Raw genomic sequence first — 18473 nt, forward strand, 5'->3', positions numbered from 1 at the left:
GCCCGGCCATGCTTCTCCACTCTCGGTGAGACATTTCTGCTTTGCGCAGCCGAGGACATTTCAACTTGGTTGCAACAGTGCCGATGTAGCGGCGCGCTGTCCCAACGTCCGACTTCCGCCCTAGGCCGTGGCGCGATCTCCCATGGCCTCGGCGATCACATTGGCGGTTGTGCTGCCCATCTCCCAGGCGTTCACCAGCCCTTGCACGAAGGGACGCCGACGCAGCAGCACCGGCAGCGCGAGGCAGTGGACGCGGCCCGACGAGGCCGCGCCGAGCGGCAGGAGCAGATCCTCGAACCGCAGCGGCCGGGCAAGAAGGTCGGCGCGGGCGAGCGACGGGAACCCCAGGTCCGAGAATTTCAGAGCGCGCTGACCGCGCGCGTCGATGAGGATCTCGACCTCGGTCTCCAGCTGATCCCCCGTCACGCAGAGCCCGGTCCGATGCTGGGCGATCCGGCTGTGGTCGCCCAGACGGACCACCTCGAGCACCCCCGCCTTGCGCAGCGCGAGCAGACGCTTGACCGAGAAATGGGGAACACAGGCATAGCAGTCGGTGAAGACCGGCTTCAGCGTGGCATGAAACGCCTCGACCTCGGCTTCCGTGAACCGTGGTATCAGCGTCTCGAAAAGCTCGTGCGCCCTCAGCAGCGCGCTGCGCCAGGGCGTCGGGCGCTGCGCCGTCACGCTCTCTTCGGCCCGCGCGAGGTTTTGCTCCGCCCAGTCAAACGGATCCGCCGCAAGACGTTCAGAGAAATAGGCCGCCCTGAACTCCTCCCGCCCGATCTCGCGCCCCCCGAGGCGGTCCAGCCAATCCCCGTCCGCCTCGTCGAGGTCGGCGAGAAACGCCTGGTACGCCCGCTCGAGCAGCGGCCCCTCCGCCGCCCCGCAGGCGGCCAGCCTGGGCAGCTCCGGCAGGGGCAGCGGATACCAATAGTCCGCCTCCGGCAGCAGGCCCTTGCGCGACATGAGGCTGATCAGAAAGTCGGTCTGCCCCTCGTCCAGGCTATAGGCGAGGCCTCCCTCCGCGTCGACAAAACGACCCCGTGCCGAGGCGACGGTCACCGCGACGTCTATCGCGGACAGAGACGTGCCCAGCACGCCAATCCTGCGCTGCGGCAGCCGCCCCAGCTTCTCCGCCGGCCAGGCAGACTGAAGCTGCACGCCGCCGTCAGCGACCGTATCCGGCCAGCGGTGGCCGGTGGCGAGCACCACGTCTGAATACTCTGCCTTCGCCGCGCCGGTGGGGCTGTGCCAGGTGACCTCGATGCCCGTCAGGCGCGGGCGAATGTCCTCAACCGTGTGATGCAGGTGAAGCTCGATCAAATGTCCGCCGCGCCGGCCGCGGGCGACCAGCTCCGCCATCTGCGCGGTGAAATAGGCGCCGAGCGCGAGCCGGGGATAGAAGGCGTCCTCGCCGATGTCTTCCTCGCGGAGTGCGAGCCGCGCGAGGTCGGAGCGATCGAGGCCGCGAAGCCAATCGTTGAGCGACACGGCCACCGGCGGCAGCTCGCGGCTCGCGATGTTCGAGAGCATCGACGGTGCATTCATCTCGGCGTTGTAGGGCATGCCGGGGCCCGCGGCGGGACCCTTTTCGAAGATGTCGACATGCAGCCGCGACGGCGCCTCGCGCAGCAGCGCCGCAAGCGTGTAGACGCCGGTCGGTCCGGCTCCGACGATCGCGACCCGATGCATTGCACGGGGGCGGATCGCCAAACCCCGGGGGGACTTGCACACCGGCCTGTTGCCACGCGCGGTGGGACGGAGAGGAGTCTCGAAAGCCATGCGCAATCTTTGCTCGCTGGAGGGGAAGTCGCCGGAGGGGAAACCATCCTCCGTTTAGCCGAACTCGGAAGATCGCGGCGGGTTCCGACGGGCCGGGGTATTTCGCCGATCGGCCCAAGATCGCCTTCGGGATCGCCCGCTCATCCGGCAATGACCCGGGCCTGCGAGCCCCCCCCGGCAAGGACGCGCCGGCAGAGGCTGCGGAACGAAACTACGGGATCCGCGTTGTGCCCCGACTGCCGCGCGGAGGGCTGGTAACGGGCCGCATTCCTCGAAGGCCGCCTTCAGCGAAAGAGCACGGATGAACGTATACCTGCACGGACTTTCGACAGCCCTCCCGGGACATTGCCTGCAACAATCCGAGGTCCGCGCCCGCGCGGCGGAGATCTTCGGAGGCGTCTACCCGGATTTTTACCGCCTTTCCAAGAGCTTCGACACCGCCGGGATCGACACCCGACACTCGGTCGTGCCGCTCGACTGGTTCGCGGAGCCGCATGGCTGGGCAGATCGCGCCCGGGCCTTCTCGGCGGGGGCCAAGGCGCTCTTCGTGGACGCTGCGCGCGCGGCGCTCAGCCAAGCCGGATGGCAAAGCGCCGAGGTGGATGTCGTCGTCACCGTCTGTTCGACCGGCATCGCGACGCCCTCGCTCGAGGCGCAAGCGTTGACCGAGATGGGGTTTCGCGACACGGTGCTCCGCGTGCCGATCTTCGGGCTCGGCTGCGCGGGCGGCGTTTCGGGGCTGGCAACGGCCGGCCTTCTCGCGGCGGGACGGCCCGGAGCCAAGGTGCTGCTGGTCGTCGTCGAGACCTGTTCGCTCGCCTTCCGTGCCGATCGCCTGCAGAAGGCCGACATCATCGCCGCGGTGCTCTTCGGCGACGGCGCCGCCGCGGCCTGCCTGTCCGACAGCAGGCCCATGGACATGCCGAGCGTCGGGCTCGGCGCCCCGCACCAGAAGACCTGGCCCGAGACGCTCGGGATCATGGGGTGGGACGTGGACGAAACGGGCTTCGGCGTGGTCTTCGACCGCTCGATCCCGGCCTTCATCACCAGCGAGTTCGGCGCCGCGGCGCAGGAGGCGGTGCGCCTCGTCGAGACACCGATCACGCGTTACGTCTGCCACCCCGGCGGCGCGAAGGTCATCGAAGCGCTGGAAGGCGCCCTTCACATCGAACAGGGCGCGCTCGACGCCGAGCGCGAAGTTCTGCGCCGCGCCGGCAACATGTCCGCCCCGACGGTGCTGTTCGTGCTCAAGGCGGTGCTGGACGCGGGCCGCACGGGACAGATGATGGCCTGCGCCCTTGGGCCGGGGTTCACCGCCTCCTTCCAGCCGCTCAGCGTCGGCGCAGAGGCAGCGTGATGGAAAAGGCAACGGCGCTCTTTCTCGGCTTCATAGTGCTGCAAAGGCTCGGCGAGCTAGTGCTTGCGCAGAGGAACACGACCCGGCTTCTCGCAAAGGGCGGCGTCGAGGTCGGCCAAGGCCACTACCCGGTGATGGTGCTCATGCATGCCGCCTGGGTCTTCTGCCTTGTGGTGTTCGGCCATGACCGGCAGGTCGGCCACTTCTGGCTCGGCGTCTTCGTGGTGCTGCAAGTGCTGCGCGTCTGGATTCTCGCCAGCCTCGGGCCGCGCTGGACGACGCGCATCATCGTCGTCGACGCGCCGCTCGTGAGGCGCGGACCGTTCAGATATTTCTCGCATCCCAACTACATGCTCGTCGTGGCCGAGATCATCGTCGCGCCCATGGTGCTTGGGCTGACATGGGTCGCGGTGCTCTTCTCCGTGCTCAACGCCGCCATGCTGAGCTGGCGGATCCGGGTCGAGAACCGGGCGCTCGCGCCGCTTCGGGCACACGCGGGACACTAGCCGCAGAGAGACCACGGCGTGCCGCCCGAACGGCGGACCGGACAAGCGCCCGGTCCGCCGAAGGCTCAGTCAGCGCCGCCGGAAAGCTCGGCGACGATGCCGTCGAGGAACGTCACGCAGGCGGCGAGCTGGTCGAGATCGACGAACTCGTTGGGCTTGTGCGCCTGCTCGATCGAGCCCGGCCCGACGATCACCGACGGGATGCCGCCGACCTGCTCGAAGATGCCGCCCTCGGAGCCATAGGACACCTTGCCCGCCCAGCTCTCGGGCATCAGCCGCGCATAGCGGGCATAGCCCGCGGTGTTGCGAGCTTCGCCCATCGGCGGGTAGGAAAAGATCCGCTCGAAGGTGATGCCGGTGCCGGGGGTCTTGGCGGCCATCTCGGTGCAGATCTCGGACTCGATCTGTGCCAGCAGCTCGGCCATGTCGGCCTCGGGATCCATGTCGGCGATCGAGCGCAGCTCGAAGGTGAAGCTGCAGCTGTCGGGGGTCACGTTGGTGGCGACCCCGCCGTCGATCATCGTCGCCAGCATGGTCGCATGCGGCACGGTGAAATCGGGATCGAACGGCCCCTCGGTCTCGTAGCGCTTGCCCCGCGCCGAGATCAGCGCGATCGCCCGGGCGGCGTATTCGATGGCGTTGACATGCTCGGGCACGAAGGAGGAATGCCCCGAGGTGCCGGTGACATGCGCGCGCATGGCGATCTTGCCCTTCTGGCCGGTGACCAGCTCCATCATCGACGGCTCGCCGATGATCGCGAACTCGGGCGGCACCGGCAGCGCTGCAAGATGCCGCGCGATCGCCGGGGCGCCAAGGCAGCCGACTTCCTCGTCGTAGGAAAAGCACATGTACACCGGCCGGGCGAGCCGGGCCTGCGCCAGCGCCGGGGCGACCGACATGGCGCAGGCGGCAAAGCCCTTCATGTCGCAGGCGCCGCGCCCGTAAAGCCGGCCCTCCCGAATCTCGGCCTTGAACGGGTCGCTCTGCCACTCGGGCTCATCTGCCGGGACCACGTCGGTGTGCCCCGACCAGACCAGCCCCGCGACGTCCTCGGGGCCGAAGGCGGCGACGAGGTTGGCCTTCTCGCCGGTCTCGTCGGGCAGCAGGGTGATCCGCCCGCCGAGACCTTCGAAATAGGCCGCCATGTGGTCGATGAGCGGCCGGTTGCCGTTGCGGGACACCGTGTCGAAGGCGATCAGGTCGGCCAGGTGCTCTGCCGCGCGCGCGATGCGCGCCTCGGCATCCGGCAGGCTCTCGCGTTTCAGGCTCATTGCGCAACTCGTCTTTCTGTCTTTGTCTTCTGGATTTCCCGCCGCACCGTGATGGTCAGCACGAACAGGATGAGGACCGCGAAGATCCAGGTGATCGGCGAGGAGAGTAGCACCGAGATGTCGCCGCGCGAGATCGCCAGCGCCCGGCGCAGGTTTTCCTCGAGCATCGGCCCCAGGATGAAGGCGATGAGGAAGGGAGCCGCCGGAATATTCAGCAGGAACATCCCGAAGCCCACCACGCCCATGATCAGCAGCACGGCCACATCGAAGGTGCTCGAGGCGATCGAGTAGATGCCGAAGATGCACAGCAGCAGCACCAGCGGCGTCAGCAGGGTCTGCGGGATGTGCGAGACCTTGGAGAACATGCGCATGGTCACCTTGCCGGCGAAAAACAGCAGCACCGAGGAGACCAGCATGCCGATCAGCAGCATGTAGACCTCGTGGATGTTGGTCTGGAACAGCAGCGGACCGGGGGTGAGACCCTGGATCATGAAGGCCCCCAGCATGACGCCGGTGATCACGTCGCCCGGCACGCCGAGCGCCAGCAGCGGGATCATCGTCGCGCCGCAGGCGCCGTTGTTGGCCGATTCCGAGGCGGCGATCCCTTCGAGCTCGCCCTTGCCGAAGTTGGTGCCCGTCTTCGAGCTGCGCTGCGCCTCGCCGTAGGAGAAGAAGGCCGCCGAGGACGGGCCGATGCCGGGGATCGCCCCGAGCACCGAGCCGATCACCGAGCCCTTGAGGATGGTCTTCAGCGAGCCCAAGAACTCCTCGCGCGTGACGTGCTGCGCGCCGAGCGTTGCCGCCTCTTCCTTCTTGGCCGCGCGCATCACCACCAGCTTGATCAGCTCGGGCAGCGCGAAGAGGCCGATCAGCACAGGCGCGATGGACAGGCCCGCCTGCATGTCGGGGGTGAAGGCAAAGCGGAACGAGCCGTACATGTCCTCGCCCACGGTCGCCAGCAGCAGACCCAGCGCCGCCGAGACGAGACCCAGCAGCAGCGAACTGCCCGACACGCCCGCCACGGTGGTCAGCGCGAAGAGCATCAGCATGAAGAACTCGGGCGGTCCGATGCGCAGCGCCAGCACGGCGAGCGGCGCGGCGAAAAAGATCAGCGACAGGTTCGAGATGAAGTCGCCGATCACCGAGGAATAGAGCGCCATGTTCAGCGCCTTGCCGGCCTTGCCCTGCTGCGCCAGCGGGTAGCCGTCGAGCGCGGTGCAGGCCGCCGAGGCTGTGCCCGGGGTCTTGATCAGGATCGCCGAGACCGAGCCGCCGTAGGTCGACCCCTTGTAGAGCGCGACCAGCAGAAGGATCGAGGGCACCGGCTCCATGTAGAAGGTGAAGGGCAGCGCGAGCGTGACCGCCATCGTGCCGGTCATCCCGGGGATCGCGCCGACGATGACGCCGCCCCAGATGCCGGCGATCATGATCAGCAGGTTCTGCAGCGTCGCCACGGCGACCAGCGCGGAGAGGATTTCATTGAGCATGGGTATCTCCGATCAGAAGCCGAAGGGCTTCGTCAGCACGCCCTTGGGAAACTGCGTGCCGAGCGCGGAATGGAAGAACATCTGCAGCAGGATCGGCCCGCCGAAAGCGAGCAGCGCGATCCAGACATAATGGCCGCGCTCGCCGGTCATCAGCACGATGCAGAGCGTGAGCAGCACCGACGAGACCAGGAAGCCGAGCAGCGGTATCGCCACGAGGAAGAGCACGAAGGCCAGCATCAGCCCGGCGAAACGCGCGCTCATCCGGGCCTTGGAACTGCCGTCGGTCTCGACCGGCTCCTCGGCGGGCGCGTCGCGTGTGAAGGCAAAAAGCAGCGCCAGCGCGCCAAGCAGGATGCCGGCAAGCGAGACGGTGCGCGGCCACATGTCCGGCGGCGGGGCGAAGCCCGGGATGAAGGCCGGGCGCGGCACGTAGAGGGGAACGAGAACGAAGGCGGTCAGCGCAAAGAAGGCGACAATGATCAGCCCCCGCAGGACGGGCTTGGGCATGGCGACGCTCCGGAAAGATGAGGGGGCCCCGGTCTGGGCTGGGGCGGGGCGGGGTGCGGCCCGCGAGATCGGGACCGCACCAGGGTTCAGGCAGTCAGGCGGGCGGCGCCTCGGCGCCACCCTGAGCGCTTGGCGCTCAGTTCGACAGGTAGCCGAAGTCCTGCGCAAGCCCGTGGAACAGCTCGTACTGGCTCTTGGCGTAGTCGGTCATGTCGACGTCGCCGATGGTCGAGATCGAGCCGCGGCGTGCCGCAAGGTCGAGCCACGTCTCATCCGTCGCGACCTTGCCCAGCACCTCGTGCCACTTGGCAACCACGTCCTCGGGCAGGTTCTTGGGACCGTAGAGCGCGCTCCAGCCTGCGATCTGGCCGGCCTTCTCGTAGCCGAGCTCGGCCGCGGTGGCGACCTCGGGCAGATCGCCCATGCGCTTGGGAGCGAAGACCATCAGCGCCTTCATGTCGCCGCTCTTGATGTGCGGCATCAGCGAGGCGGCTGCCATGGCGACGAAATCGACGTGGCCGCCGAGCAGCGCGGTGGCGAGCTCGCCGCCGCCCTTGTAGGGCACCAGCGTCGCGGCGGTCAGCGGGTCGAGATCGTTGTCGGCCAGCAGCGCCTGCGTGGTGAAGCCGTCGATCGCGGTTGCGCCCGAGGCGGCATAGGTCATGCGACCGTCGCTGTCCTTGATCGCCGCCACCAGCTCTTCGACGCTGTTGTAGGGCGCGTCACCGCGCACCGCGAGGATCATCGGCGTGGCTTCCAGCGCGCCGAGGAAGGTGTAGGCGTCCCACTCCACGGCATTGCCGGGGGTCACGGCCGGCGAGAGCGCCATGCCGACGCGGGCCAGCAGCAGCGTGTAGCCGTCCGGCTCGGCTTCGGAGACCGAGCGCGCCCCGTTCATGCCGCCGGCGCCGGGCTTGTTCATCACCGTCACCGGCTGGCCGAGGAAGGGCTGCGCGGTTTCCGCCAGCGCACGGCCGGCAAGGTCCGAAGCGCCGCCGGGGCCGTAGGGGACGACCAGCGTCACCGCCTGATCGGGATAGTCCTGCGCGACCGCGGGGCCGGTTGCAGCGATCACCGCCAGAGCGATGCTTCCGAGAAGTTTCTTCATGATTACCTCACATCTTTTCCGGCCGGGCCGGACTGTTGGATGTGGTGCACCATTCACAGTATGCGGAAGTTGACAATAGTACACCGCAACTTGCATAAACTGCATACTGAGGGAGAGGTTTGTGTTCAAGACACGGGAATTAGAGGCATTTGACGCCTACATGCGCCTTGGCGGCGTCAAGATGGCGGCGGAAGATCTCGCGGCAAGCCAGCCCTTGGTGAGCCGCCTTCTGGCATCTCTGGAGGAAAAAGTCGGATTCGCCCTCTTTCGGCGCAAGCGCAACCGACTGGCGCCGACGCCCGAGGCCTTTCGCTTTCACCAGACCGTGGTGCGTCACCTTGCCGGGCTGCGCGGGCTCGAACAGGAGGCCCTCGCCATTGCCAACGGCGAGGTCGGCCATCTGGTGATCGCGGCGCAGCCGATCTTCTGCGACACCTTCCTGCTCGACGCGCTGCGCGCCTTCCGCGTCACCCATCCGCAGGCCACGGTGCAAATCGTCGACGTCGGCATGGCCGAGATGCTGCGGATGATCAGCGAACAGCGCTGCGACCTGGCCTTCGGCATCACGCTCAACGCCGAGGCCTTCGGTGCCGAATCCCGCCCGCTTGCCCATTGCGAGGCGCATTGCCTGCTGCCGAAGGGACACGCGCTTGGCGAGCTTGACGAGATCCCCCTGCCCCGGCTGCGCAAGGAGTGGTTCATCGACCTTGCGCAGGGCAGCCCGCTGCGGCAGCGCGTGGACCACATGATGGATACGATCAACGTGCACCGGACCATCGCCGCCGAGCTGCGCACCCTGCACAGCGTGGTCCGGCTGGTCGAGCGCGGCGTCGGGGTGGCGATCGTCGACCCGGTGGCCAATCAGCTCATCGACCTGGAGAGAGTCTCCTCGCATCGGCTGATTCCGGCAATCACCTGGGACATCGCCCAGTTCGTGCCCCACGATCGCCCGCTGGGGTCGGTCGGCCTGGCCTTCGCCGCGGCGGTGGAGACGGAAATAAACAACCTAAAGGATGCGGGAATTGTGACCTGAAGGGACCTCTCCACCGGCGCTATCGGCACGCGGGCGCCGAGAGCGCTGACGGTCAAACGTCTGATGCCGTGAGACAATTATGAACCCTCCCGGCGCCCGGCAGAGCTTCGCTCACAAGGCCGCTGCGGCGCCGCGCCGCAGCGTGACAGGCGCGACAGTCATATTAAAGTTGTGCAGCGCGGGTACGGTGGAGGTGCCTGTGCAAGGGAGGTGATTTCATGACTGTCGATTTTGATACGGTCCGCTCGTTGCGGAAATTGGTGCGCCTCAAGCTCGGGGCGACCGACCTCGAAAAGGCCTTTTTGAATGCGCCGCAGCGCGCGCTGGAAAACCGCTCGCCACGCGAGATTCTGGGGGATCGGGATTTTTACGAGGTCATGCGGCTCAGCGTCTTGGTCTCGTCGATCGCGCCGCGCGGCCGGTCGCAGTCGCGCGCCGCCTGAACGCCCGGCAAAATACCCCGAGCGGAGCAGGTTTTATCGCTTCGACGCAATATCCCGCAGGGCCCGGAGCGGTCACCGCTGCTCCGGGCCCTGTCGTGTTCGCGCCTCAGTCGGCGCGCTGCAGGATATGGTCGCGGATCAACCGCGCCAGCCCTGCGCCATCGCCCGTTCTGACCGCCTCGACCATGTCGAAATGCTCCTGCGCCGAGCGTTCGATTCGAGAGCGATCCAACCATTGCGAGGCTGGGGCCGGCGAGGTGCGCATCCGAAGATCGGCGACCAGAGCCACCATCGCCGGGTTGCGCGCACAGCCCAGCAGGGCGCCGTGAAACGCGAGATTGGCGTCATAAAGCAGGTGAAACGGACCATTGATCGCGATCTTCTCGAACTCCGCGGCCAGACGCCCGAGGTCGGCGATGTCGGCCTCGGCGGCATTGCGGCAGATCGCCTCGGCAAAGCCGGTCTCGATGGCGACGCGGATATCGAGAACCTGGTCCGCCTCCTCGGTATCGGCCGGGTGAACCGAATACCCACGATTTTTCTCATGCCGGATCAGCCGCCGCCCGGCGAGCGCCTCCAGCGCCTTGCGCACCGGCGCGCGGCCAACCCCGTAGCGCTTCTGCAAATCCACTTGCTTGAGCCATGAACCCGGCGTGAACCGTCCCGCGCGCAGATCCTGCGCCAGGCGTTCGATGATCTTCTCGGCGTCTTCTGACATTTCTTGTCCCTGTCCCTTCTCCCGGTTCTAGACCATGCCCCGCGGCAAAGGAATCGTTTCATCGCCGGCCCCGAAGTCCTCCGGGCAGCGGCTGTTTTCAAACTGCCCAAACTTCGATCTTGCAATGTTACCAAAATTGGCACCAATACTGCAGCCAATATCAGGCAGAACCGCGAGGGCAATCAAAATGACCGCCAGCAACACCGACAGCATCTGGCCCCAGGTGGACGCGCGGGAGGCGGCGTTCTGCGCCTTGTCGGACCGGGTGTGGGACATGCCGGAGACCAATTTCGCCGAGCACCGGTCCTGCGCCGAACACGCCGAGATGCTCGAGGCCGAGGGCTTCCGCGTCACCCGGGGCGTCGCGGGACTGCCGACCGCGGTGATGGGCGAGGCCGGAGACGGCGGGCCGGTGATCGCCATCCTCGGTGAATATGACGCGCTGCCGGGGCTCAGCCAGCGGGCGGGCGTGGCCGAGAAGATGCCGTTGCAGACCGGCGCACCGGGGCATGGCTGCGGCCACAACGTGCTTGGCGCGGGTTCGATGCTGGCCGCCGCTGCGCTGAAGGGCTGGCTCGAGGAGACCGGCCGCCCCGGGCGGGTGCGCTACTACGGCTGCCCCGCCGAGGAGGGCGGCTCGGGCAAGGGCTTCATGGTGCGCGAGGGGCTCTTCGACGACGTCGATGTGGCGATCTGCTGGCACCCCGCGCCGCTCGCCGCGGTCAACACCCCGATCTCGCTGGCCTGCAACGAAATCCTCTTTGAATTCGAGGGCCGCTCCGCGCATGCTGCCGCCGCGCCGGAACTGGGGCGCTCGGCGCTCGACGCGGTCGAGCTGATGAACGTCGGCGTGAACTTCCTGCGCGAGCACATGGTCGACTCGGCCCGCATCCACTACGCGATCACCGACGCCGGCGGCCATGCGCCCAACGTCGTGCAGCCCTATGCGGCGGTGCGCTACCTGATCCGCGCGCGCGAGCTCGACGAGCTGCTGCCGCTGGTCGAACGGGTCCGCAAGGTGGCCGAGGGCGCGGCGCTGATGACCGGCACAACGGTGCGCAACCGGGTGCTCTCGGGCGATGCCAACCTGATCGGCAACACGCCCCTCGAAGCGCTCATGCACGCCCAGCTTGAACGGCTCGGCCCGCCCGCCTTCGACGCCGAGGACCGCCGCTTTGCCGAGGCGATCCGCAAGACCCTCACCCCCGAGGAAATCCGCGCCGCCTTCAAGCGCTTCGGCGTGGCGCCGCGGATGGATCTGCCGCTCTGCGATTTCATCCCGCCGCTCACCCAGGGACAGGGCGGCGGCGTCGGCTCGACCGATGTCGGCACGGTGAGCTGGGTCGTGCCCACCGTGCAGGTGCGCGGCGCGACCTATGCCATCGGCACGCCCGGGCACTCCTGGCAGCTGGTGGCGCAGGGACAGTCTGGCATCGCCCACAAGGGCATGGTTCACGCCGCAAAGGTGATGGCCGCCACCGCCAAGGCGGTCTTCGAGGACCCGGCGCAACTGGCTGCCGCCAAGGCGGACTTCGAGCGCCGCCGCGACGGGCGGCCCTTCGTCAACCCGCTGCCCGATGACGTCGCCCCGGACCTGCCGGTTCCGGCCTGACCCCCAAGCGAGAGCAGACCATGGACCGCCCCGGATTCTTCGACCTGATGAGCTTCGGCCCCGATGGCTGGGCCCCTGCCCTGCTGCAGGCGACGCTGATGACCCTTGCCGTCGCCGGCACCGGCTACCTGATCGGCGGCACGCTCGGCGCACTGCTGGCCTGGGCCAAGCTGCGCGGCGGCCCGGTGCTGCGGGGGATCGCCGGAACCTACACCACCGTGCTGCGCGGCATTCCCGACCTGCTGGTGATCTACCTCTTCTACTTCGGCGGCTCGATGATGCTGACCAAGCTCATGCGCGGCTTCGGCTACGAGGGCTTCGTCGACCTGCCCGGGTTCGCGGCGGGCGCCATGGCGATCGGCGTGGTATCGGCGGCGCAGCATGCCGAGGTGTTCCGCGGCGCCTACCGGGCGGTGAACCCCGGCGAGATCGAGGCCGCCAGCGCCATCGGCATGTCGCGCAGCACGCTGTTCCGCCGCATCGTGCTGCCGCTGACCGCGCGCCACGCGCTGCCCGGGATGGGCAACGTCTGGCAGATCACCCTCAAGGAAAGCGCGCTGGTCTCGGTCACCGGGGTCGTCGAGCTGCTGCGGCAGGCGCAGATCGGCGCCGGGTCGACCCGCCAGCCCTTCTACTTCTTCTTCGCCGCGGCGGTGCTCTTCCTCGTCGTCACCTGGGGCTCGGGGCTGATCCTCGGCCGCGCCGAGCGGCACTTCAATCGCGGCCTGCAGAGGTAACACGATGGACTTTCCCTTCCTCTGGCAGACCGTCCGGACGCTCTCTGCCGGCATCCCGCTGACGCTGCTGCTGGCCACGCTCTCGGTCACGATCGGCGTGGTCATCGCCATCGCCATTGCCGCCGCCCGGCTCTGGGGGCCGCGCGCCCTGCAGCAGGCAGCGAAGGTCTACGTCTTTGTCTTCCGCGGCACGCCGCTCCTCGTGCAGATGTTCCTCATCTACTACGGGCTCGGCCAGTTCGAGGCGGTGCGAAGCAGCCTGCTCTGGCCGGTGCTGCGCGAGCCCTTCTGGTGTGCCATCCTCGCGCTGGCGCTCAACACCGGCGCCTATGGCTCCGAGATCGTGCGCGGCGGACTACAGTCGGTCAGCCACGGCCAGCGCGAGGCGGCCATGGCCTGCGGCATGTCGCCCTGGCTGGCGTTCCGCCGGATCGTGCTGCCGCAGGCGGTGCGACAGGCCCTGCCCGCCTATGGCAACGAGCTGATCCTGCTGTGCAAGGCGACCTCGCTGGCCTCGATGATCACGCTGATGGAGATCACCGGCCTCGCCGCCAAGCTGATCTCGGACACCTACCGGGTGATCGAGGTCTTCGCCGCCGCCGGTGCGATCTACCTCGCCATCAACTTCGTGCTCACCCGCATCGTGGCCGTCGCCGACCACCGGCTGACCGCGCATTTGCGCCCGGTCGCCACGGGCAAGCCCGCCCCCGACACCCGCCTGACAGGAGCCAAGCCATGACCTCTCCCGCCATCCGCCTGCGCGGCCTGCGAAAATCCTTCGGCGCGAACGAGGTGCTGCGCGGCGTCGATCTCGAGGCGCGCCGGGGCGAAGTCGTCTCGATCCTCGGCTCCTCGGGCTCGGGCAAATCCACCATGCTGCGCTGCATCAACCTGCTCGAGACGCCCACGGGCGGCGAGGTCTGGATCGGCGACGAGCGCATCGAGCTGGCCACTGACCGCGCCGGACGGGCAAAGCCCGCCGATCCGGCGAGGGTGCAAAGACTGCGCGCTCGCGTCGGCATGGTGTTCCAGTCGTTCAATCTCTGGTCGCACAAGACCGTGCTCGAGAACGTCATGGAGGCGCCGATCCACGTGCTCGGCCGCTCGAAGGCCGAGGCGAAGGACGAGGCGCTGGCCTTCCTCGACAAGGTCGGCATCGCCGCCAAGCGCGACGCCTATCCCGCGCAGCTCTCGGGCGGCCAGCAGCAGCGCGCGGCGATCGCCCGCGCGCTCGCCATGCACCCCGACGTGATGCTCTTCGACGAGCCAACCTCGGCGCTCGACCCCGAGTTGGTGGGCGAGGTGCTGCGGGTGATGCGCGGCCTCGCAGAAGAAGGCCGCACCATGCTCGTCGTCACCCACGAGATGGGTTTTGCCCGCGACGTCTCGAACCGGGTCGTCTTCCTGCATGAGGGACAGATCGACTGCGAGGGCAGCCCGGCCGAGCTTTTCGGCGGCGGCGGATCCGACCGTTTCCAGCGCTTCGCCACGACCTGAGCGGCGCTCCCCCCGAACAGAGCAACCAAAGACCAACAAGGGAATACACCATGAAAAAAACACTCATCGCCGCGACGCTCGGCCTTGCCGCCATTGCCGCAACTGCCGAGGCGAAGGACTGGACCCACGTCACCATCGCCACCGAAGGCGCCTTCGCGCCGTGGAATTTCACCGAGGCCGACGGCACGCTGACCGGCTACGAGGTTGATCTCTACAAGGTGCTCTGCGAGCGGATGGAGGTCGAATGCACCCTCGTCGCGCAGAACTGGGACGGCATCATCCCCGGCCTGCTGGCCGGCAAGTACGACGCGATCATGGCCGGCATGTCGGCCACTGCAAAGCGCGAAGAGGTGATCTCCTTCTCGCAGCCCTACGGCTCCACCGGCCAGACCTTCGGCGTGCTCAAGGGCAGCGAGCTCGAGCAGCTGCCGCTGAAGGGCGAGCTGTTCAACCTCGCCAACAACCCCGAGGGCGCGGCAGAGGCGATCGAGGAGATCCGCCCGATGCTGAAGGGCAAGACCATCGGCGTGCAGAGCTCGGCGATCTCGGCCCGCTTCATGCAGGAGACCTTCGGTGACGAGCTGACCATCCGCGAGTACAAGGCGACCGAGCAGCATGACCTCGACCTGCTGGCCGGGCGCATCGACGCGGTGATCGCCTCGCCCGCCTACCTGATGACCACGATCAAGGAACCGGCAAACGCCGAGATGACCATGGCGGGCCCGCGCTTCCAGGGCGGCATCCTCGGCCGCGGCTCTTCGGTCGGCCTGCGCAAGGAAGACACCGAGCTGCGCGAGATGTTCGACAAGGCGCTGGACTCGGTGAAGGCAGACGGCACCACCAAGGCGCTCTCCGAGAAGTGGTTCGGCTTCGACGTGACGGTCTACTGAGCCCGGCGCTCTCATACCCTGGTCCACGCCGGCAGCCCCCGGGCTGCCGGCCTTCGGGCCCGAAAACCGCAGCGCGCAGTTGCGGGACACGCCCGAACCGGCTCTACTCGTCACGAGCGGACTCACCGGTGGAGCGGCGATGAGCGACAACCCCTATGACGTGCTCGGCGTGACAAAGACCGCCAGCGCCGACGAGATCAAGAAGGCCTACCGCAGGATCGCCAAGGAGAGCCACCCCGACCTGCACCCGGGCGATTCAACCTCCGAAGCGCGCTTCAAGGCGGCCGGCGCCGCCTTCGAGCTGCTAAAGGACCCCGAGAAGCGCGCCCGCTTCGACCGCGGCGAGATCGACGCCAGCGGGCAGGAGCGCCCGCAGGAGCGCCGCTTCTACCGCGATTTCGCCGAGCAGGCCGACAACCCCTACCGCCGCGACCCGCGCTACGAGGACTTTGGCGACGCCGAGGACATCTTCGCCGAGTTCCTGCGCCGTCAGGCCGGGGGCCAGGGCAGTGGACACGCTCAGGGACAGGGCGGCTACGGCTTCCGCGCCCGCGGCGCCGATGCGCAATACGCGCTCGAGGTCCCCTTCCTCGACGCGGCGAACGGCGGCTCCATGCGGATCACCCTGCCCGGCGGCGGCAACCTCGAGGTGAAAATCCCCAAGGGAGTCGCCGACGGCACCACCCTGCGGCTGCGCGGCAAGGGTGGGCCGGGCATCGGCGGCGGCGCGCCGGGCGATGCCTATGTGACCCTCTCGATCCAGCCGCACCCGATCTTCCGCCGCGAGGGCGACGACATCGTCATCTCGCTGCCGATCACCCTTTACGAGGCAACGCTCGGGGCCAAGGTCGAGGCGCCCACCATCGCCGGGCCGGTGAAGGTCACCATCCCCAACGGCGCCAGCAGCGGCCAGACCCTGCGGCTGCGCGGGCGGGGCGTCGCCGCCGCGGGACGCCCCGCCGGCGACCAGCGCATCGAGCTGCAGATCGTGATGCCCAAGCAGGTCGACGACAGGCTCGCCGACTTCATGGAGGACTGGGCCAAGAGCCATCCGTATGATCCGCGCAAGGGCTGGAGGACTTGAGCATGACCCGCGTCTTCTACTCCGAGGAAGAAGCCATCGCCGCCGTCGGGCGGCTCGACCGCGCGCGCCTCACCCGCTTCCTGCGCGCGCAGGTGATCTTTCCCGCCGAGGCGAGCGGTCGGGCGGTCTATCGCCAGGTCGACATCGCGCGGATGGAGCTTCTCTGCGATCTCTGCGACGACTTCGAGCTGAACGACGACGCGCTCGGGATGGTCATGCAGCTCATCGACCAGCTGCACGGCACCCGCGGCGATCTCGCCGCGCTCCTGCGCGCGCTCGGCGAGGAGCCCGACGACGTCAGGCTCCGCGTGCAGGGGCGGCTCGGGCGCTAGCCTTCGGCGCACTCAACCCGCCAGCCACGCCTTCGCCTTGGCCATATCGGCGGCGGCGAAATACTTCGCCTCGAGTCCGAAGGCGCGCTTGCCGATCTGAACCGCCATCTCCTGCCAGCCGGCATCGCCGACGATCGCCGCGCGCTGCACCCGCTTGGCATGGCCGCGCACGAGGTAGAAATGGTCGCGCAGCGCGTCGAGCCCCTGCCAGCCGTCGAAATCGCGCAGGTCGATGAGCAGCCGCACCGTTTCATGCGCCGCGAAGAAACTGTCGAGATCGCCGATGGCCTCGTCATAGGCTGCGCCATCCACTTTTCCGCGCAGCCGCACCTCGAGCATGCCGTCGCCAAGATCCTCCTGCTGGATCGTGCCGAGGCTCTCGCGCAGCCAGCGCCGCGCCGCGTCGACCTCGGCCATCGCGAAGGTGGAGACCGGGCACGGCATGAAGACCGACACCCCCCCGACCGCCGCCCTGACGACCTTGTCGTCGCTCACCAGCGCGATGCGGTCGAAGCCGCGCCAGTGTTTGAGCCCGGTCCGCGCGTCCTGCACCATCGCGCCGAGGGTAAATTCCGAGGGGCGCGCCTCGACAATGGCCAGCAACCGAAGCCGGTCCCCCTTGGTCAGCGCCGCGTCGAGCGCGGGCATCAGCTTGTCGCGGTAATCCGAATCGGTGACCGGCGGGGTCATCGTCAGCTCGAGAATGCCGTGCTCACCGATATCTTTCACGTCTATCATGGTGGGATCCTCCTGAGCTGACTATGCGCCACGCGGGCGCCGCGGGAAAGCCCGGCGCTGACCCGGGACCTGTCGCGAAGCGCAAGGCAAGGGGATCGCGGTCGCCTTCACAAGTCGCTGCAAAGGCGGGGGGTTTGACACGGCGCAAGGTGACGGCGCGCGAATCCGTTACCTTGAAGCAGATCGTCCTGGCGAGGACCGCCCCATGAAACCCCAGAGCTTCGACCCGGCAGACAAGGTCGCCGCCCTCCGCCGCGCGGTGGTGGACGAGCATTTCGGCGGGGCTTTTGCGGCGTTCGGGCGGCAGCGGCGGGATGCGTTCACCGCGGAGATCATGGAGCTTGCCGCCGGACGCCTGCCGGTGCGCGCAAAGAAGAAGGAGGGCCGATGATGGAAGATTGCCCCGAGACACCGCCGCCGAGCGCGGAGCGCGACGTGGACCTGCCTTGGTGCGCGCCGAAACCCGCCACCGAGGACCGGCGCGCGCCGGATCTCGTGCGCCGGATCATGGCCAGTCCGAGCTACCGAGCGGGCGATCACGACGTGGACTTCCTCGACCGGGACGACATGCGCGGCGTGCGGCTGATGCTCGACTACCAGAAGGCCGAGACGCTGCTGCAGGCGCATGGCATCGCCCATTCCGTCGTCGTCTTCGGCGCGACGCGCATTCCCGAGCCGGCTCGCGCCGCGGCGGAGGTGGCCGCGCGCGCGGCCGCATTGGCGCAATCCCCCGGCAATCCGGCCCTGCAAGACGCCCTCGCCATCGCCCGGCGCGTGGCCGACAAGAGTCGCTACTACGACGTCGCGCGCGCCTTCGGGCGGATCGTCGGCTCGCAGGAAGGGCCGCCCGGCAACCGGCTGGTGGTGGTCACCGGCGGCGGGCCGGGCATGATGGAGGCGGCGAACCGCGGCAGCCAAGAGGCCGGGGCGCGCAGTGTCGGTCTCAACATCACCCTGCCGCACGAGCAATACCCCAATCCCTACCTCACGCCCGACCTCTGCTTCCGCTTCCATTACTTCGCCCTGCGCAAGCTGCATTTCCTCAAGCGCGCCCGTGCGCTGGTCGTCTTCCCCGGCGGCTACGGCACGATGGACGAGCTCTTCGAAACGCTGACGTTGATCCAGACCCGCAAGATCCTCCCGGTGCCCGTGGTGCTGGTCGGCGAAAGCTTCTGGCGGCGGGCCTTCGACGTGGACTTCCTTGTCGAGGAAGGGGTGATCGACCCCGAGGACCGCGATCTCTTCTGGTACGCGGAAGAGGCCGAAGAGATCTGGGACGGCCTCCAGCGCTGGTACCAGAGCGCCGGGCGCGAGCTCACCGGCGCCGCGCCCGAGGTCCTGGCGGACAGGTGAGCGGGGCGCGGGGCCGAT

Annotated in this window: 20 protein-coding genes; 13 read left to right on the top strand and 7 right to left on the bottom strand. The window is 68.1% G+C overall.

Annotation, left to right across the window (positions count from 1 at the left end; translation table 11 throughout):
• Positions 1-120: 120 nt before the first annotated feature.
• Entirely contained in the window at positions 121-1692 is a 1572-nt protein-coding gene (locus G0Q01_RS15420; protein WP_164189695.1) for an FAD/NAD(P)-binding protein, read from the bottom strand.
• A 391-nt stretch (positions 1693-2083) separates the two neighbouring features.
• On the opposite strand from G0Q01_RS15420, the gene G0Q01_RS15425 reads away from it, so the two are divergent.
• Both G0Q01_RS15425 and G0Q01_RS15430 read left to right on the top strand, forming a co-directional pair.
• On the top strand, positions 2084-3139 hold the full coding sequence (locus tag G0Q01_RS15425; RefSeq protein ID WP_164189693.1) for a type III polyketide synthase: 1056 nt from the start codon (positions 2084-2086) through the stop codon (positions 3137-3139).
• Complete coding sequence (locus tag G0Q01_RS15430) at positions 3139-3645, top strand: isoprenylcysteine carboxyl methyltransferase family protein (protein WP_164189691.1); 507 nt, start codon at positions 3139-3141, stop codon at positions 3643-3645. Before G0Q01_RS15425 ends, G0Q01_RS15430 begins: the two co-directional genes overlap by 1 nt.
• A 65-nt stretch (positions 3646-3710) precedes the next feature.
• Here the strand turns inward: G0Q01_RS15430 and argE are convergent, their stop codons facing one another.
• From argE to G0Q01_RS15450, 4 genes are all read right to left on the bottom strand, one after another.
• Positions 3711-4916 carry an acetylornithine deacetylase gene (gene argE, locus G0Q01_RS15435; protein WP_164189689.1) on the bottom strand — a complete coding sequence of 402 codons (1206 nt, stop codon included), beginning with the start codon at positions 4914-4916 and terminating at the stop codon, positions 3711-3713.
• The gene (locus G0Q01_RS15440) at positions 4913-6403 is read right to left on the bottom strand and encodes a tripartite tricarboxylate transporter permease (RefSeq protein WP_164189687.1); all 1491 of its coding nucleotides are present in this window, start codon (positions 6401-6403) and stop codon (positions 4913-4915) included. The genes argE and G0Q01_RS15440 overlap by 4 nt, the downstream gene beginning before the upstream one ends.
• 12 nt (positions 6404-6415) lie before the next feature.
• Entirely contained in the window at positions 6416-6910 is a 495-nt protein-coding gene (locus tag G0Q01_RS15445; RefSeq protein ID WP_164189685.1) for a tripartite tricarboxylate transporter TctB family protein, read from the bottom strand.
• 136 nt (positions 6911-7046) lie between these two features.
• Entirely contained in the window at positions 7047-8018 is a 972-nt protein-coding gene (locus G0Q01_RS15450) for a tripartite tricarboxylate transporter substrate binding protein (RefSeq protein ID WP_164189683.1), read from the bottom strand.
• A 121-nt stretch (positions 8019-8139) separates the two neighbouring features.
• Between G0Q01_RS15450 and G0Q01_RS15455 the strand changes: the two genes are divergently transcribed.
• Both G0Q01_RS15455 and G0Q01_RS15460 read left to right on the top strand, forming a co-directional pair.
• Positions 8140-9051, top strand: coding sequence for a LysR substrate-binding domain-containing protein (locus tag G0Q01_RS15455; RefSeq protein WP_108970541.1), 912 nt, complete (start codon positions 8140-8142; stop codon positions 9049-9051).
• A 218-nt stretch (positions 9052-9269) separates the two neighbouring features.
• Complete coding sequence (locus tag G0Q01_RS15460; RefSeq protein WP_108970540.1) at positions 9270-9494, top strand: hypothetical protein; 225 nt, start codon at positions 9270-9272, stop codon at positions 9492-9494.
• A gap of 106 nt (positions 9495-9600) precedes the next feature.
• Here the strand turns inward: G0Q01_RS15460 and G0Q01_RS15465 are convergent, their stop codons facing one another.
• Entirely contained in the window at positions 9601-10212 is a 612-nt protein-coding gene (locus tag G0Q01_RS15465; protein ID WP_164189681.1) for a GntR family transcriptional regulator, read from the bottom strand.
• 187 nt (positions 10213-10399) lie between these two features.
• Here G0Q01_RS15465 and G0Q01_RS15470 point away from each other — a divergent pair, with 187 nt between their 5' ends.
• The 7 genes from G0Q01_RS15470 (at position 10400) to G0Q01_RS15500 (ending at position 16364) form a co-directional block, all read left to right on the top strand.
• Positions 10400-11824, top strand: a complete 1425-nt coding sequence (locus G0Q01_RS15470) for a M20 family metallopeptidase (protein WP_164189679.1) — start codon at positions 10400-10402, stop codon at positions 11822-11824.
• A 20-nt stretch (positions 11825-11844) separates the two neighbouring features.
• The gene (locus tag G0Q01_RS15475) at positions 11845-12561 is read left to right on the top strand and encodes an ABC transporter permease (RefSeq protein WP_095881749.1); all 717 of its coding nucleotides are present in this window, start codon (positions 11845-11847) and stop codon (positions 12559-12561) included.
• A gap of 4 nt (positions 12562-12565) precedes the next feature.
• Positions 12566-13300, top strand: a complete 735-nt coding sequence (locus G0Q01_RS15480) for an ABC transporter permease (RefSeq protein WP_164189677.1) — start codon at positions 12566-12568, stop codon at positions 13298-13300.
• On the top strand, positions 13297-14058 hold the full coding sequence (locus G0Q01_RS15485; protein WP_164213609.1) for an ABC transporter ATP-binding protein: 762 nt from the start codon (positions 13297-13299) through the stop codon (positions 14056-14058). The genes G0Q01_RS15480 and G0Q01_RS15485 overlap by 4 nt, the downstream gene beginning before the upstream one ends.
• A gap of 50 nt (positions 14059-14108) precedes the next feature.
• Positions 14109-14948, top strand: a complete 840-nt coding sequence (locus G0Q01_RS15490; RefSeq protein WP_164189673.1) for a transporter substrate-binding domain-containing protein — start codon at positions 14109-14111, stop codon at positions 14946-14948.
• A gap of 139 nt (positions 14949-15087) precedes the next feature.
• Complete coding sequence (locus tag G0Q01_RS15495; RefSeq protein ID WP_164189671.1) at positions 15088-16032, top strand: DnaJ C-terminal domain-containing protein; 945 nt, start codon at positions 15088-15090, stop codon at positions 16030-16032.
• Between the two features lie 2 nt (positions 16033-16034).
• Entirely contained in the window at positions 16035-16364 is a 330-nt protein-coding gene (locus G0Q01_RS15500; protein WP_164189669.1) for a hypothetical protein, read from the top strand.
• A 12-nt stretch (positions 16365-16376) separates the two neighbouring features.
• Here G0Q01_RS15500 and G0Q01_RS15505 read toward each other — a convergent pair whose 3' ends face one another.
• Positions 16377-17102 carry an STAS/SEC14 domain-containing protein gene (locus G0Q01_RS15505; protein ID WP_108970532.1) on the bottom strand — a complete coding sequence of 242 codons (726 nt, stop codon included), beginning with the start codon at positions 17100-17102 and terminating at the stop codon, positions 16377-16379.
• 205 nt (positions 17103-17307) lie between these two features.
• Between G0Q01_RS15505 and G0Q01_RS15510 the strand changes: the two genes are divergently transcribed.
• Both G0Q01_RS15510 and G0Q01_RS15515 read left to right on the top strand, forming a co-directional pair.
• On the top strand, positions 17308-17493 hold the full coding sequence (locus tag G0Q01_RS15510) for a hypothetical protein (RefSeq protein WP_164189667.1): 186 nt from the start codon (positions 17308-17310) through the stop codon (positions 17491-17493).
• Entirely contained in the window at positions 17490-18455 is a 966-nt protein-coding gene (locus tag G0Q01_RS15515) for an LOG family protein (RefSeq protein WP_164189665.1), read from the top strand. Before G0Q01_RS15510 ends, G0Q01_RS15515 begins: the two co-directional genes overlap by 4 nt.
• The last annotated feature ends 18 nt before the right edge of the window (positions 18456-18473 follow it).

It is taken from the genome of Salipiger sp. PrR007, from assembly GCF_010499845.1.
Taxonomy (GTDB): Bacteria; Pseudomonadota; Alphaproteobacteria; order Rhodobacterales; family Rhodobacteraceae; genus Salipiger; species Salipiger pacificus_A.

Excerpts from the sequence above, each read along its gene's own strand:
- G0Q01_RS15420 (WP_164189695.1), bottom strand. The coding sequence starts at position 1,692 with ATGCATCGGGTCGCGATCGTCGGAGCCGGACCGACCGGCGTCTACACG.
- G0Q01_RS15425 (WP_164189693.1), top strand. The coding sequence starts at position 2,084 with ATGAACGTATACCTGCACGGACTTTCGACAGCCCTCCCGGGACATTGC.
- G0Q01_RS15430 (WP_164189691.1), top strand. The coding sequence starts at position 3,139 with ATGGAAAAGGCAACGGCGCTCTTTCTCGGCTTCATAGTGCTGCAAAGG.
- argE (WP_164189689.1), bottom strand. The coding sequence starts at position 4,916 with ATGAGCCTGAAACGCGAGAGCCTGCCGGATGCCGAGGCGCGCATCGCG.
- G0Q01_RS15440 (WP_164189687.1), bottom strand. The coding sequence starts at position 6,403 with ATGCTCAATGAAATCCTCTCCGCGCTGGTCGCCGTGGCGACGCTGCAG.
- G0Q01_RS15445 (WP_164189685.1), bottom strand. The coding sequence starts at position 6,910 with ATGCCCAAGCCCGTCCTGCGGGGGCTGATCATTGTCGCCTTCTTTGCG.
- G0Q01_RS15450 (WP_164189683.1), bottom strand. The coding sequence starts at position 8,018 with ATGAAGAAACTTCTCGGAAGCATCGCTCTGGCGGTGATCGCTGCAACC.
- G0Q01_RS15460 (WP_108970540.1), top strand. The coding sequence starts at position 9,270 with ATGACTGTCGATTTTGATACGGTCCGCTCGTTGCGGAAATTGGTGCGC.
- G0Q01_RS15465 (WP_164189681.1), bottom strand. The coding sequence starts at position 10,212 with ATGTCAGAAGACGCCGAGAAGATCATCGAACGCCTGGCGCAGGATCTG.
- G0Q01_RS15470 (WP_164189679.1), top strand. The coding sequence starts at position 10,400 with ATGACCGCCAGCAACACCGACAGCATCTGGCCCCAGGTGGACGCGCGG.
- G0Q01_RS15475 (WP_095881749.1), top strand. The coding sequence starts at position 11,845 with ATGGACCGCCCCGGATTCTTCGACCTGATGAGCTTCGGCCCCGATGGC.
- G0Q01_RS15480 (WP_164189677.1), top strand. The coding sequence starts at position 12,566 with ATGGACTTTCCCTTCCTCTGGCAGACCGTCCGGACGCTCTCTGCCGGC.
- G0Q01_RS15485 (WP_164213609.1), top strand. The coding sequence starts at position 13,297 with ATGACCTCTCCCGCCATCCGCCTGCGCGGCCTGCGAAAATCCTTCGGC.
- G0Q01_RS15490 (WP_164189673.1), top strand. The coding sequence starts at position 14,109 with ATGAAAAAAACACTCATCGCCGCGACGCTCGGCCTTGCCGCCATTGCC.
- G0Q01_RS15495 (WP_164189671.1), top strand. The coding sequence starts at position 15,088 with ATGAGCGACAACCCCTATGACGTGCTCGGCGTGACAAAGACCGCCAGC.
- G0Q01_RS15500 (WP_164189669.1), top strand. The coding sequence starts at position 16,035 with ATGACCCGCGTCTTCTACTCCGAGGAAGAAGCCATCGCCGCCGTCGGG.
- G0Q01_RS15505 (WP_108970532.1), bottom strand. The coding sequence starts at position 17,102 with ATGATAGACGTGAAAGATATCGGTGAGCACGGCATTCTCGAGCTGACG.
- G0Q01_RS15510 (WP_164189667.1), top strand. The coding sequence starts at position 17,308 with ATGAAACCCCAGAGCTTCGACCCGGCAGACAAGGTCGCCGCCCTCCGC.
- G0Q01_RS15515 (WP_164189665.1), top strand. The coding sequence starts at position 17,490 with ATGATGGAAGATTGCCCCGAGACACCGCCGCCGAGCGCGGAGCGCGAC.